Annotated in this window: 11 protein-coding genes; 2 read left to right on the top strand and 9 right to left on the bottom strand. The window is 46.1% G+C overall.

Translation table 11 applies throughout. The features are described from left to right. Positions 1-147: 147 nt before the first annotated feature. The 9 genes from QWZ17_RS08230 to QWZ17_RS08190 all read right to left on the bottom strand — a co-directional run bounded on the left by QWZ17_RS08230 (position 148) and on the right by QWZ17_RS08190 (position 10,356). The gene (locus QWZ17_RS08230; RefSeq protein WP_290304656.1) at positions 148-774 is read right to left on the bottom strand and encodes a hypothetical protein; all 627 of its coding nucleotides are present in this window, start codon (positions 772-774) and stop codon (positions 148-150) included. After that, positions 771-1,676, bottom strand: a complete 906-nt coding sequence (porN, locus tag QWZ17_RS08225) for a type IX secretion system ring subunit PorN/GldN (RefSeq protein ID WP_290304655.1) — start codon at positions 1,674-1,676, stop codon at positions 771-773. The genes QWZ17_RS08230 and porN overlap by 4 nt, the downstream gene beginning before the upstream one ends. 5 nt (positions 1,677-1,681) lie before the next feature. Beyond that, positions 1,682-2,971, bottom strand: coding sequence for a T9SS ring complex lipoprotein PorK/GldK (gene porK / locus QWZ17_RS08220; RefSeq protein WP_290304654.1), 1,290 nt, complete (start codon positions 2,969-2,971; stop codon positions 1,682-1,684). Positions 2,972-3,554: 583 nt separating this feature from the next. After that, positions 3,555-4,106, bottom strand: coding sequence for a carboxymuconolactone decarboxylase family protein (locus QWZ17_RS08215; RefSeq protein ID WP_290304653.1), 552 nt, complete (start codon positions 4,104-4,106; stop codon positions 3,555-3,557). 26 nt (positions 4,107-4,132) lie between these two features. Next, complete coding sequence (locus QWZ17_RS08210; protein ID WP_290304651.1) at positions 4,133-4,687, bottom strand: carboxymuconolactone decarboxylase family protein; 555 nt, start codon at positions 4,685-4,687, stop codon at positions 4,133-4,135. Positions 4,688-4,881: 194 nt separating this feature from the next. Further along, positions 4,882-6,174, bottom strand: a complete 1,293-nt coding sequence (locus QWZ17_RS08205) for an MFS transporter (RefSeq protein ID WP_290304650.1) — start codon at positions 6,172-6,174, stop codon at positions 4,882-4,884. A gap of 5 nt (positions 6,175-6,179) precedes the next feature. Next, entirely contained in the window at positions 6,180-8,948 is a 2,769-nt protein-coding gene (locus QWZ17_RS08200) for a TonB-dependent receptor (RefSeq protein ID WP_290304649.1), read from the bottom strand. Between the two features lie 36 nt (positions 8,949-8,984). Then, complete coding sequence (locus tag QWZ17_RS08195; protein WP_290304647.1) at positions 8,985-9,545, bottom strand: carboxymuconolactone decarboxylase family protein; 561 nt, start codon at positions 9,543-9,545, stop codon at positions 8,985-8,987. 262 nt (positions 9,546-9,807) lie between these two features. After that, positions 9,808-10,356 carry a hypothetical protein gene (locus QWZ17_RS08190; protein WP_290304646.1) on the bottom strand — a complete coding sequence of 183 codons (549 nt, stop codon included), beginning with the start codon at positions 10,354-10,356 and terminating at the stop codon, positions 9,808-9,810. 461 nt (positions 10,357-10,817) lie between these two features. Here QWZ17_RS08190 and QWZ17_RS08185 point away from each other — a divergent pair, with 461 nt between their 5' ends. Then, entirely contained in the window at positions 10,818-12,335 is a 1,518-nt protein-coding gene (locus tag QWZ17_RS08185; RefSeq protein ID WP_290304645.1) for a glycoside hydrolase family 32 protein, read from the top strand. A 78-nt stretch (positions 12,336-12,413) separates the two neighbouring features. After that, the gene (locus tag QWZ17_RS08180; protein WP_290304643.1) at positions 12,414-14,129 is read left to right on the top strand and encodes an IlvD/Edd family dehydratase; all 1,716 of its coding nucleotides are present in this window, start codon (positions 12,414-12,416) and stop codon (positions 14,127-14,129) included. The last annotated feature ends 254 nt before the right edge of the window (positions 14,130-14,383 follow it).

The raw sequence follows: 14,383 nt of genomic DNA, 5'->3' as shown, positions 1-14,383 counted from the left end.
ACTTGCGCAAAGGCAGGGAGGGGTTTCTAAAAACGACGCCAATCATGCTAATGAATAGCTGATTTAACCCCTACCTCCTCCTTCCCCAAGGAAGGAATCGCACAATCCCGAGCTCTTTTTTATCCCGACGACTTAAATTTCAGACAACTAAAACTTTACATAAATGGTAACCGCCGAATTAAGCCCCGGCAACAACCCGCGCAGGCCGTTGCTTACCTTGCTTGCCTTGTCATCATAAGTTGATGTGGCCGAACTTGTAGGGATATACCAGCCCAGATCGGTACGCATACCTATGTTTTTAAACAAATGGATATTGCCCAGGCCCGTACCTATATAAGGCCGAACTTTCGACATGTAGATGGTGTAATTGGGCAGGCTACCTATACCTTCACGATATAAATTATTTGAAAAATAATAACCTACCCCTGTGCTGATGTACCACTTGCGCGCCAGCCATTCGCCTTGCCCGTACAGGGGCTGCCAATCGGCAATGGCGTATACAGATGTGCGGTTAAGCTGCAAATCGCGACCGTTGTATTTGATGTTAACATTGGGTACGGTATTGAACCCAACCCTGGCGTTAAACTGGTTCCAAAAGCTGTAGGAACCCTGCAATCCAATACCCTGGGTGCCCAGCTGAACGCCGAATGACGATGAGGGGAACGCGCTATACTCTGGCAGTACCTGGGCGCTCGCTTTGCCGCAGCAAAACAGCAGGCCGGAAATTAATAGCATCCATAAAAATTCCCGTAATAAATTCAATTGCGTTCTCATGGTTTATCCTCCTTTTTTTGATCAACTTTTACCAAATTCTTTTCATTTACCCCTTTGGGGTTTTGCCAGATATGCTTTTTCAAATCGGTTAACTTTTGTTCCAGCATCAGGGCTTCGGGGCTACCCGGATCAAGTTGCCCGGTTTGCACACCGCCCGGCGATGACTGCTTTACCAAATAGGCCGAAAACTTGTGCTGCATAAAAACATCATCCATGGTAAAATCAAAAATGCCTTTATCGGGGTTGCTCACATCCTCCTGCACCAGCGTGTATCGCAACTGCGGAAAGTACAGCCAAAAGGCAGGCGCGTACGCCAGGTTTTGCGGTAAGTCGGCCGAGGATAGGATCGACATCATGGGCGCTATGGCAACTATGCGGGTATCAACACGGCCGCGTTGCCTGTCAAAAAACACATCCTCCTTAATCCTGAACCGCCTGATCTTATCAGGGTTAAATTCATTGAGTGCCATGCGCGAGCCGGTTTGGTTGCCATCCTTATCAAAAATGGGGATCAGTACCGAGTCGGCAAACCGCAGTTCACCCTCTTTGGCGGTCATTTTCTTTTTAAAATCGTCGCGTTCATAGGGGGTAAGCTTGCCCAGTTTTATGCCCTTCATCACATCCTCCATTAATGATTTACCGGGGATGGTGAGTATGCTGTTGGCCGTATCGGTAAGGTCAATATCCCGCCACACCTGGGCGTAAAGCCTGATGCTGGCCTGGTTTATTTTAGGATAAGGGAACGGCCGGGCTTTACCCAAATCGGCCTGTTTAATGAAGTTATCGTAAGCCGGCAGGGTATCTGTTAATGTACTATCGGTTTGCATAGCTTGTGCAAAGCCCGCACTTCTGCCAAAACCCATCAGCAAAAGGGTTTCAATAATGATGATTATCTTTTTCATGAGTTTTATCGTTTAGCGTATTTTCTTGTTTTTACCTGTTCGCCGGGGAGTTCAAAGGCCGCCATTACGCAGCGGAAGCCAATGTAGGAGTGGGCGTTGCCCTGGTCTTCAAAACTGCGGGTATCGCTGTTCAGCATTTCGCCGTTATCTTTCCAGGACCCACCGCGCACTACCTTTCGTTTTAACAGGGGCGAATCTTTATCGGTGGCATCGTACAGCAATGCCGGGTTAAGGTCGTTTACCAGCTGCGATGCCGACGGGCTAAAAGCATCCAATGTCCATTCGCTTACATTGCCGGCCATATTGTAAATGCCAAACGCGTTGGGGGTATAAGAGGTAACGGGCAAGGTAAAAGTTGATCCATCGCTGGCATAAGCGCCTTCGCCCTGTTTAAAGTTGAGCGAGAGTTTTTCTTTACCGGTGGTTTTATCAACTATGGTTTTTACCGTACGCTCAACCGTATCTGCCGGGTCAAGTTTCGCTTCGGCAGCATATTGCCATTGGGCCTCGGTTGGCAGGCTAAAACTTAGTTTAAAGTTTTTGAGGTTGGGATTATTCCTGATGAGTATTTTAAGCTGGGTGCCGCGCCAGTCGGCATAAGCGCGGGCCTGTTTCCAGGTAACACCCACAACCGGGTTATACTCATAAATTTTATTGCCAAAGTAATTGGCATCCATCACCGTCATTTGGGCATTAGGGAAATCGGCCGACCATACATGCTCGTTGGGATATACCCCAACCGTATCCATCACATACTGGTTGTTTTTTTCGCCATCCATCCGCACGTAATAAAAACGGTAGTTCATTTGCGCTGGGTCTGGCACTCGTTGCCCGTTAATCATGGTCATCATGCCTGCTAACTTTTCCTTTACATCAGCCGGTGCTTTTTTCCATAAGGGCGAAATTTTGTTCACCTTATCCCAATCTATCAGCCTTACTTCTTTGCCGCTTTTGCCAACGGTGGCTCCGGTAGCAGGCAGGTAAAAAGCATCATCGTGCAGGTAATCGGTAATGGCAACAGAATCGGCCACCCAGTTTGTAAAGGCCTGGTATTGTTTATTGGTTACTTCGGTTTTATCAATAAAAAAGGCGCTTACACTAACGTTGCGTTTTTCGGCCTTATCATCATCTAATAATTTATACTGAAAAGTACCGGATGGAATGTAAACCATCCCCACCGGTGGGATGAGCCGTTTTGCCGACACTGCCCGTGTGGCCGGGGTGTTGTATAATTTGGATTGGCAGGAGCTGAACACTATTAACAGCAGGCCTGTAATTTGAATTGAGGATCTCATATTGACTTTCGGGATTTAGTGAAAAAAATAGTCGATGTGAGCTCATAGCGTTTTTTTTGAGTGGTGAAACAATGAGTCAAATATGAGCGGGATTGCATGCAAAGGCTCATTATGTGCCGACGAACGCACCAAATAAACCGACAAAGAATTATTAATTTTTGATGAAGATTTATTGTTGGGTGCTAATGTAATAATTGGTTATTGTTGAGCGTTTTAGCGCGGAAAAATGCGGTTTGGCGGGAGTAAGGCAGATAAGACGAGGCGTTGTTGCATTTATTTTTCTTGTATGGAAAGGGATTCATTTAGCCCTTACTACCCCCTCTGTATGCCGGCGACGACTCACCCCGGCAACGCTTCGCTGGCCGACCCTCTCTCCGGCAAGCCGCAAAGAGGGTTAGAAAAAATAAAAAATCTTTTAGCCCCTCTATGCGGCTTTAGCCGGAGAGAGGGGCAGAACGAGCGCAGCGATGTTCGGGGTGAGTCGTCCCTTGGTTAGTTTAAACTATGCAATCCCTCATAAATCAACAAAGGCCCCGCACATAGCGAGGCCTCCTGCATTGGATAGATTTAGGAAAAATATCGTTTATTTTTGAAAGATGCTGGCCGCGTAGCCTACCTCGGCACGCTCTGGCGCACGGTTGATGTAAAAAGACCTGTCTTGCGGTGCCCAGGTGCCAAGCCCATCTACGTAGCGGTTAAACATGCAGAACGAGGCTGCAATGAGTACCGTATCGTGAATTTCTTTATCCGTAGCGCCTTCGTTACGGGCGGCTTCAACTTGTTCGGTTGTAACGTGTTTGCCGCCTTTTTGTACGCTGCCTGCAATGGTTAATAAAGCTTTCATTTTGGGCGATAGGTTGGCCGAGTTGAAATCGGCTTTAATGGCATCTATCTGCTCCATGTTGCAGCTAAGGTAATGGCCTGCAATAGCGCCGTGCACGTTTTGGCAAAAAAAGCAGTCGTTTAAGTAAGATACATAGGTGCCTATCAATTCCCGGTCGCCCCGGCTTAAAGTGTTGTTGTCATCGCGAAGCAAAAGTTCCGCAAGGGCGTTTAGTGGGGCTTCCGTTTCGGGGCTGTAATACATTAAACCCCTTATGCCGGGCATTTCGTTATTCAATTCTATATGTGCCATAATGCGTTTATTTAATGGTGAATAATTTAAGGTTGAGGCACAGGCTGTGCCGGTAAAATATACCCCTTGGCCATACGTACCCCCATTTCGGCATAAGCTTCCGGTTCTGTTGGGGTAAGGCTGGCCAGGCCATCTACATAACGGTTAAACATGCTGAAGGCTGCGGCTATCAGCACCGTATCATGAATTTCCTTATCGGTAGCGCCCAGGTTGCGGGCAGCGTCAATATCGGGCTGGGTAACTTCCTTACCCAGTATCTGCACTTTGCCGGCTATATGTAGCAGGGTTTTTAGCTTGGCGCTTATGAGTGCTTCCTGCATATCTTTTAATACTTCGTCTACAATCAGCTCGTCATCCTCATATAAACATCTTGCCGCGGCGGCATGGCTGCTGTAGCAAAAGGTGCAGTTATTACGGTAGGATACATAGGTGGCTATCAGCTCACGGTCGGCGGGGCTTAGGGTCGATTCGCCCCTGAGTAATACCTGTGCCAGTTCGTAAAGTGGTTTGCCTGTTTCGGGCCTGAACATTACCAGCGACCGTATGCCCGGTACGCCCTCGGGTACATTGATGTGTGCCATATTCTTTTGAATTGTTGAATTATTGAATTGTTGAATTGTTGAATTATTGAATTATTGAATTATTGAATTATTGAATTATTGAATTATTGANTTGAATTATTGAATTATTGAATTATTGAATTATTGAATTATTGAATTATTGAATTATTGAATTATTGAATTATTGAATTATTTATTGCCTTAAGCACCCTGCTTTAAGCTTTAAGCTTTAAGCTTTCAGCTTTCTGCTTTGGGCTTTCAGCCTTTTCATGTCCGAATAATACTACCAGGAGGCCCACAATAAATATGAGCGAGAAGATAAAAATAGCGTTGCCGTAGCCGCCTAAGGTTGATACCAGTACACCTACAAATAGCACCGCTGTAGCAGTAAATATGCGGCCTATATTGAAGCAAAAACCGGTTGCCGTTGCCCTGATGCCCGTTGAAAACAATTGAGGGATATAGGCCGATAACACGCCCTGACTTGCGCCAAAAAACAGGGCGAGAACGGCTATTTCGACATAAATGGCCGGGGTAAAAGTGGTGTTGGTTTTAAACAGGATGAACGACATTCCCGCGCAAACAGCGAAGCAGATGATCATTGATCGTCTTAAGCTAAGCAGGTTAACCAGCCAGCCCGATAAAAAGCCGCCGGTTAAGCCTCCCATGCCCAAAAACATCATGCTCAGGCCGCGCTCCTTGGCAGCATCGTGCGTGGTGATAAGGCTTTGTATCCAGGTTGGCAACCATGAAAATATGGCCCATAAGCCTATTAGCATAGTACCAAAGGTAAGCGAACCTACCACCAATTCGCGGCGGTGGCTGGCCGAGAGTAGTTTATTAAACGGATTGTTGCGGTTGGCTATATCATCGCGGTAGCTTAACCAACTTGGCGACTCGTTTATAAGCCAGGCACCAGCCAGGGCAAGTGTCATGGGGATGATACCTACCATAAAGCCCGAACGCCATGACGATACCACGTAATTGATCAACCCGGCCGAAAATATGCCCACCGGGAAAGCTATCGACAAAATGCCGATAACTACCGCTTTGCTTTTGGCCGGCCAAACCTCGCTTACCAGGGTAATAGTGGTTACCAAAACACCACCAACGCCAAAGCCGCTCATAAACCGGCACAATACCACACCCCACCAATTGGGCATTTGCCCGGTTAAAATGGTAAAGATGCCGTAACAGCCTATTGCCATTAACAACGCGGCTTTGCGGCCCATTCTATCGCTGATTACGCCCCAGGTAAAGCCGCCCAATGCCCAGCCAAAAATGAAGATGGCGTTGATGTAACCGCTTACCGAGTTTATTTCATTGGGCGGCAGGTTGCCCTGCAAATCCTTTACCACAACGGGCAGGTAAACAGACATTAATGTAGATACCGTACCGCCAAAGGCGCTGCTAAAAAAACAAATCACAAATAATATCACCCGGTAGGCCACGGTGATATCTGCCTGTTGAGGTTTTGCAACCTGTTGATCAATTACGATGGTGCTCATGTTGTTTATTTTAAAAGGTCATCAAATACTATTGATACATAATAAATGGCGCCAATAGCCGGCGAACCATAGGATTGGTAGATGTGCTTGTTAAAAATATTGCTGCCACCTAATTTGATGGTCGATTTTATTTTGGGTAATCTTTTGCTCACCTGGGCGTCAAATACCGAATACGCGTCTACACGACCGGGCCGGGTACCATTAAAAGTACCATACCAGTCAAACGCGCTTTGCCAATGCCATGAAGCGTTAAAGCCAAAATCATTTACCACATTGCTGTTACCCAGCGTTGCATTGGTGCTCCATTTTGGCGTATTGAAAGCGGCTATGTTATTAGGGTTGGCATTACGCAGGTTAAAGGTTGATAGCGTAGCGTTGCCGCCTAAAGCATAGCCTTTATCAAACAGGTAAGTTAAGCCCGCGCTTGCACCCTGTGCCGATACTTTATCGGGCGCGTTGGTGTATAATTGAAAGGCATGAACTTTACCACCGGGGATATCACTTGCCGATGCGGTTGTTACTTTACCATCCGATCCTAAAATTTGATCTTGCGGTTGTATAACTACCGTGTTGAGGATAAAGTTGGTATAGCTGCTGTAGTAGTAATCCACATCAACCAGCAATTTATCCATCAGTAAGCCTTTGTAACCTACTTCAAAAGCTTTCTGTTGCTCGGGCTTAATATAGGCTACGCTTGCTTTTTGCAGCAAACCTTTATTTTGGTCAACAGCTTGCGCATATGGTGTGCCGCTTGCCATAGCCGCCCCGAACGCCGCGCCGAAAGCGCTTACAGACGACGAAGTGAACGAATTTTCATACACATTTAGGCCCGCGCTGTTTTTTGGCGCGCCACCTAATATGGTGATAGGGCCTACGTTAAGATGGATAAACTGATCAACCGGGGTAGGGTTCCTGAAACCGGTTTGGTATGATGCCCTGAGATTGCTGGTTTTATCAACTGTATACACTGCCGAAAAGCGGGGCGTAAAGCTACCTGCAAAGTTTTCGTTTTTATCGTAACGTAATGAAGCTGTAAGTTTAAGATTATCATCAAACAGCTTTTTGGCGGCTTGAATAAACGCGCCGTACTCGGCAATAGTTACCTTGTTGGTTTTATCATCAAATAAGCTGCCGTTGGTAAACATGCGGTAATCGCGGTAGCTGCCGCCGGCAAGTAACTCAAATACTTTAATGGCGCTGGTAAAATCATACTGACCGTCGCTGTGATAAAACTTGCTATTACTAAATACACCAGCACCGCTTAAGCCATAGTTATGGATAGATGCATCCTTGGCGGCATTAAATGCCGCGGTGCCCGGTAAAAAGCGACCCATATCGGCAAATGTGCGGGCGGCATCGTTGTTTTTTGCGGTAACACCACTTACGCTTCCGTTATAGGCAGCGGCGTAGCGGGTAAACCAGGTATCGTCGGCTTTATCGGGCGTTACTGTATTACCGTTTAAATCTTGTACCCAATCACGGTTAATGAACTGCGCAAGTGAACGGGTGTTGTAAGAGTCGTGCGAGTTTTCGGCAACGGAATATCCGCGGATAAAGAAATTGCTTCCTTTTAATTCAACCCGGTGTGTTTGCAGCACAAAGTTGTTCAAATCAAAACGGCTGCTACCAGTATAACTTGCTGTACCGCGGCCGTAGTTATATTGATATATAGCCTCCAGGTTGTTGCTAATACGATACTCTAAAGCGCCGTTAAGTTTAAGGCTGTAAACATTGTAGTTCATCAGGTCTTTTTCTTCATAACCTGTTCTGGATACTAAGCCAATGCCGGGTAGGGTACGTGATACCTCGTCGCCATAAATATTCAGAGCGTCGCGGCCGGGATTGTTTGGTCCGCGCTGCGCGGCTGGGGTAGAGGCGCTTACATCGGTATAATTATCGGCATACCAATCGCGGCCTGTTAAGTATGAGGCATTCAGCTTAAATGCGAATTTGTCATTAAAAGCCTTGGCATAGCGGACTGCAAAGTCATACAAGCCCTGCGGTTTTACTACCGATTCGCCAAAATGGTTCAAGCCGGTTTTTACCTGTACAGTTAAGCCCTGGTATTTGAAAGGATCTTTGGTTTTAAGCGATAATAAACCATTGAAAGCCACCGGACCGTATAAAGCTGAAGCCGCGCCGGGGATAACTTCCACGCTTTCGATGTCAATATCCGATGCGCCAAAAAGGTTACCTACAGAAAAGTTAAGGCCCGGTGTTTGGTTATCAACGCCATCAACCAATTGCAAAAAGCGGCTGTTACCTGTGCTGTTAAAACCGCGGGTGTTGATCTGTTTGTAAGTTAAACCGCTGGTAACCGCTTCAACGCCTTTCAGGTTTTGCAAACCATCGTAAAATGTAAAAGAAGGATTTTCTTTGATAGCCTTCAAACTCATTTTTTCAATACTAACCGGTGATTGCAAAATGCTTTGATTAACACGGGTGGCCGAGGTTACCACCTCATTTAACACAATAGATTTTGGCTGCAGTTTTAAGCTGATGCCGCCGCTTAGGTTACTAACCGGACTTTCCTGCACCTCGTATCCAACAGCCGAGATCACCAGGATGAATGGAGGTTTGATTTTGTTAACGTTAAGGCTGTAATATCCTTTTGAATCGGTGATGGTACCGGTAAGTTTATCTTTAATGTTAATGCTGGCACCTACCACCGGGCTACCTGTAGCGGCATCGGTGATGGTACCCGTTAGCTTGGTTTCCTGTGCAAACAGGTTTACGGACGAGAGCAGTAATATGATAAATAAAAGTTTCTTCATTGTGGTTTGAGTTTAAATTAGGATAGGGATTGGGTTTTATTTTTTTAAATGGTCATAGCCTTGTGGCAGGCGGGTATATCCATGGTTTACCAGGCGATCTGCCAGCACATTGTAGTAACCGGCATCCGCAGGCAGGGCGGTACCCATACCGTCCACATAGCGGTTGTACAGGCAAAACAGGGCCGCAATTAACACGGTATCATGTATTTCAATGTCTGTAGCGCCGGCAGCTTTGGCTCTATTAACGTGTTCTGTGCTTACATTTTTACCGCTTTGACCGGTTAGCTTGGCAATGGTGAGCAGTGCCTTCATTTTTTCGGATACAGGCGCGGTTTCTATATTTTCCTTTACCTTTTGGGCTGTATCGCTTTCGCCTATGTACAGGTCAGCGGCGGCGGTATGCGCGGTGGTGCAAAATTTACATTGGTTACCGTGGGATACGATGGTAGCTATCAGTTCACGGTCGCCTTCTGATAACGTAGATGGACCACGTAACAGGATTTGCGTAAGATCACGAATAGGCTCGGCAGTTTCTTTACTGTATTCAAGCAGACCGGTAATGCCCGGCAAATGTGATTCAAGAGGGATATAAGGCATTTTATTAATTTGAAAATTTGGTGATCTGAAAATTTGAAAATTTCCAGGGAATGGCTGAAAGCCCAGTGATATAATGTTGCCGACAATTGATGTTTTTCTCTCTATAAAGGCGCGTAATTGCGTCTCCCGCTATACAGAGCGGATTTGCATATTGAATTTGCAAACGCGGACACGCCATTATGCGTCTCTACGAGAAAAAAACATCAAAATTTTAGCAGCGCCATAAAGCACTACCCCGAAAATGAATTAAATGAGGAGGGTATTAGCAGGTAGTTTTGGGTGGTTGCTCCGGAATATCCAGGTGGTAATGAACCAAAGGCTGCACGGGTTGCACAGCGCTTATCTGTAAATTTTTTACAGGGCAATAAAACACAACCTGTGCAAATGAAAAACTGATGTTTTCCTGCATAATGGTTTTGCCATACGGTACATGATCTTTTTGGGGTACCGGAATATCTTTTACGCCTTTGGCGTTCAATACGTTTTTATTAACCAGTTTGGTGGTTTCGTAATTAGGAATGCACATGAGGTGAATGGCAGTCCGGGTGAGTTTCATTTTAACGTAGTTGTAGCTGGTGTTGTTAAACTGAATTTGCCCGGCAATGTTTTCAAAGCGGCTCCAATCGTGAATGCCGGGCATGTTAATAGGCACAGCTATTTCCGTAAGATCTTTAACATTGTATAGGCCTTTGCGGGTTTGTTCGGTAAAATATTTGTCTGTTTTATAAACCAGGTATTGGTGAAATGCCAATTGCCCGCCAATGTTTAGCAGGTGAATGTTTAATAACATTAAGGCAATAAATTTTTTCACAATGTGGTTTATGTACAAAGGGTTAGCTAAAGGTGTGATTTATATATAAACTTTCAAAATTTTATTTAATAATTGTTTAAATGACAAGAGGGGGACGACGGCTCTGTATGCTGGCGACGACTCACCCCGAACATCGCTACGCTCGTTCTTCCCATGTCTCCGGCAAGCCTAATGTGATTAAGTTAAGGATTTAATGTTGATTTTAATATCGAACACTGAATGTCCAATATCGAATAATGAAGTAAAACCCTTCAGTGTTGGACATTCGAAATTCATTATTCGATATTATTTTTAATTCTGTTTTTTTAGCCCTCTCTGCGGCTTGCCGGAGAGAGGGCAGGCCCAGCGAAGCGTTTGCCGGGTGAGTCGCCCCTTGGTTAGTTTCTTCAACGCCCCCTTTGTAATCTTCATTTAATTTGTACTTTTAACACTAAACCAACTATCCCTGAAAAACCTGTAATATGTTAAAATCAATTATTTATGGCCTTGCGCTTGCTACTGTTGCAACCCAGGCTTTTGCCCAGGAGGTGCCTACACCGCAATGGCGACCGGCCTATCACTTCACCCCACCCAAAAACTGGACTAACGACCCTAATGGCCTGATTTTTTTAAACGGTAAGTACAACTTATATTATCAAAACAACCCTTTTGAAAACAAATGGGGCCACATGAGTTGGGGGCATGCCACCAGTACCGATCTGGTGCATTGGGATAACCTGCCCGTTGCCATCCCCGAAATTGTAACTAAGGATACCACTACGTATATCTATTCGGGATCGGCCGTGTTGGATAAAAACAATACCAGTGGCTTTGGTAAAAACGGCAAGTCGCCCATAGTAGCCATTTTTACGGCCGATAAACCCAAACAACAAAATGAATCGCAATATATAGCCTACAGTAACGATGGCGGTTTAAGTTATACCCAATACGCCGGTAACCCGGTTATCAACCTCAATAAAAAAGACTTCAGAGACCCTAATGTGTTTTGGCACGAACCCACCAAACAATGGATCATGACGGTAGCCATGGTTGATGAGCATATGGTGCGGATTTATGGCTCAAAAAACCTGAAGGAGTGGACCAAGCTGAGCGATTTTGGTCCGGCAGGATATACCAAAAGCGGTTGGGAGTGCCCATCTATGGTGCCACTAATAGTTAATGGCGATAAATCAAAAATTAAATGGGTGCTGTTTGTTTCTGCGTTTACAGATCGCGGCCCGGGGATGCAATATTTCGTGGGCGATTTTGATGGCACTACTTTCAAAAATGATAATCCTGGCGCAGCAGCCTTGCCGGTTGATGGCGGTGATGCTTTTTATGCCGCGATACCATGGCGTTTGGAAAACCATAAAGCTATCCTGTTGGGCTGGTTGGTACCGGGCAAGCCGGATACTTACCCATGGCGCGGCCAAATGTCTATCCCCCGTGATCTTTCTTTACGTACTACCAGCGAAGGCTTAAGGCTGATTCAACAACCAGCGGCAGCTATTAAAGATAAGCTTGCCACGCTATCATCCGGTGGAGTTATAAGTTTAAATAATATCAAAAAAACAGGTGCCGACGTAGCCCTGCCACAGGTTGGTACTACCAATGCTTATTGGATTGACGCCGAATTTGCAATGGCCGATGTTAAGGTAGCCGGTTTTAAAATAGCCCAAAACAAAGACGTACCGGGCAATGATATCGTTGTAGGATACGATGCTACCAAACAACAGTTGTTTATTGATTGCACCAATGCCGAAAAAAGCAATAAACCGGCAGCTAACCATATCCAGGCCGTACACATGGCACCCATGAAGCTGCTGAATGGACTGGTGAAAATTCAATTACTGGTAGATCGCAACTCGGTTGAAGTTTTTGGTAACGACGGCGAAAAGGTAATTACCACCGAAATTTACCCCGATTCTAAATCAACAGGCGTATCTGTATTTGGCGATTACGTGGACGTGAGCCTGAAGCTTTGGAGGATGGATAAGTAGGTCAGTCGCTTTTTAATAAGCTTAAGTCAATATTAAAACAAAACAGGAAAGTTTTTAGCACGATACAATACATCACCTATGGATCAAAAACCATTAAGAAGCCGGGCCTGGTTTGGGCGTAAAGGTAAAGACGGTTTTATTTACCGGGCCTGGATGAAAAACCAGGGCATTCCTGATCATGAATTTAATGGCAAACCGGTAATTGGCATCTGCAATACCTGGAGCGAACTTACGCCCTGCAACGCTCATTTTCGTGAACTGGCCGAATCTGTTAAACGCGGCATCCTTGAAGCAGGCGGTTTCCCGGTAGAGTTCCCGGTAATGTCATTAGGTGAAACGCTGATGAAACCCACTGCCATGCTGTACCGTAACCTGGCCAGTATGGATGTAGAGGAATCCATCCGGGCAAACCCTATTGATGGTGTAGTGCTGCTTTGTGGTTGCGATAAAACCACGCCATCGTTGGTTATGGGGGCCTGCAGCGTAAATATCCCCACCATTGTAGTTTCGGGCGGACCGATGTTAACCGGTAACCACCGTGGTGCCAGCATTGGCACAAGCGATGTATGGCGCTACCATGATGATGTACGTACCGGCAAAGTACAGGAAGAAGAACTGGTGACCATTGAGGCCGCCATGTGCCGCAGCCGGGGCCATTGCGCCGTAATGGGTACGGCCTCATCTATGGCTTGTATGGTAGAGGCTCTGGGTTTGTCGTTACCCGGCAATGCCGCTATCCCCGCTGCCGACGCGCGACGCAAAGTATTGGCCCAGTTGTCGGGCTCGCGTATCGTGGAGATGGTTAAGGAAGATCTGAAATTGTCTGATATCCTTAAACGCGAGGCTTTTGAAAACGCTATCCGTGTAAACGCTGCCATTGGCGGTTCAACCAATTTTGTGATCCACCTGTTGGCTATTGCCGGGCGCATTGGTGTGCCTTTGGAGTTAAAGGATTTTGATCCGTTATCGGCAGATATTCCCCTGATCGTCAACCTGCAACCATCGGGAAAGTACTTTATGGAAGATCTGTTTTATGCCGGTGGTTTGCCTGTGGTGCTTAAAGCGCTTAATCACGTGCTGCACCGGGATAGCATCACCGTAAACGGAAAAACTATTGCCCAAAATTACGCTAATGCGCAGGGGTATAATAACGATGTAATTACCACTACCGATGCTCCTTTCAACACCGCCACAGGTCTTGCCATTTTAACCGGTAACCTTTGCGAAAACGGAGCGGTTATCAAACCATCTGCAGCGAGCGCGCATTTAATGCAGCATACCGGCAAAGCCGTGGTGTTTGAAGATATTGAAGATTTTAAAGCCCGCATTGATTCGCCCGATCTGGATGTGAACGAAAACAGCGTGCTGGTATTAAAAAACGTAGGCCCCAAAGGATATCCTGGTATGCCTGAAGTTGGGAATATGGGTATCCCCGTTAAGCTACTGGAAAAAGGGGTGACAGACATGGTGCGCATCTCTGACGGACGCATGAGCGGTACCGGTTTCGGAACGGTGGTATTGCACGTATCGCCCGAGGCTGCTGCCGGCGGCAATTTTGCCATGATTAAAACCGGCGACGTCATCACACTTGATGTCCCCAATCGTACCTTAAATGTTGATTTAAGTGACCAGGAATTTGCTGAAAGAAGAAAGCGATACCAATCTTTACCACCCGTTGCAAGCCGTGGCTATGTAAAGCTATATGTAGATCACGTACAACAAGCCCACCTTGGGGCCGATATGGATTTTTTAACCGGAAACTCGGGAAGCGAAGTGGTGAGAGATTCTCATTAGGATTTGTGGGACTGTGGGATTGTTAGACTGTGGGATTTTTTGACAAAAGACAAACTATAAAAAGCGGGGGGGCGATGCGCGATTCCCCTCTTGAGAGGGGCGGAGGGGTGTGTTATAAAAGCGATGTGAACGCAGCAGAACACACCCCTGCCACCACTCAATCCAACGCACCCCCTCTTGAGAGCAGGGTTGTTGCATTCTAAATATAATAATGTAACTTGATGCAAAAAAAAGCGGATGGAGAAGAGTCTATT

Origin of the sequence: Mucilaginibacter flavus (assembly GCF_030409315.1) — a bacterium.
In the GTDB taxonomy this organism is placed as follows: Bacteria; Bacteroidota; Bacteroidia; order Sphingobacteriales; family Sphingobacteriaceae; genus Mucilaginibacter; species Mucilaginibacter flavus.
Note: the sequence above shows the minus strand (reverse complement) of the source record. Positions and strands in the feature narration are given on the sequence as shown.

What these genes read in the sequence shown, in the direction of transcription:
- QWZ17_RS08230 (WP_290304656.1), bottom strand. Translation starts at nt 774, where the DNA reads ATGAGAACGCAATTGAATTTATTACGGGAATTTTTATGGATGCTATTA.
- porN (WP_290304655.1), bottom strand. Translation starts at nt 1,676, where the DNA reads ATGAAAAAGATAATCATCATTATTGAAACCCTTTTGCTGATGGGTTTT.
- porK (WP_290304654.1), bottom strand. Translation starts at nt 2,971, where the DNA reads ATGAGATCCTCAATTCAAATTACAGGCCTGCTGTTAATAGTGTTCAGC.
- QWZ17_RS08215 (WP_290304653.1), bottom strand. Translation starts at nt 4,106, where the DNA reads ATGGCACATATAGAATTGAATAACGAAATGCCCGGCATAAGGGGTTTA.
- QWZ17_RS08210 (WP_290304651.1), bottom strand. Translation starts at nt 4,687, where the DNA reads ATGGCACACATCAATGTACCCGAGGGCGTACCGGGCATACGGTCGCTG.
- QWZ17_RS08205 (WP_290304650.1), bottom strand. Translation starts at nt 6,174, where the DNA reads ATGAGCACCATCGTAATTGATCAACAGGTTGCAAAACCTCAACAGGCA.
- QWZ17_RS08200 (WP_290304649.1), bottom strand. Translation starts at nt 8,948, where the DNA reads ATGAAGAAACTTTTATTTATCATATTACTGCTCTCGTCCGTAAACCTG.
- QWZ17_RS08195 (WP_290304647.1), bottom strand. Translation starts at nt 9,545, where the DNA reads ATGCCTTATATCCCTCTTGAATCACATTTGCCGGGCATTACCGGTCTG.
- QWZ17_RS08185 (WP_290304645.1), top strand. Translation starts at nt 10,818, where the DNA reads ATGTTAAAATCAATTATTTATGGCCTTGCGCTTGCTACTGTTGCAACC.
- QWZ17_RS08180 (WP_290304643.1), top strand. Translation starts at nt 12,414, where the DNA reads ATGGATCAAAAACCATTAAGAAGCCGGGCCTGGTTTGGGCGTAAAGGT.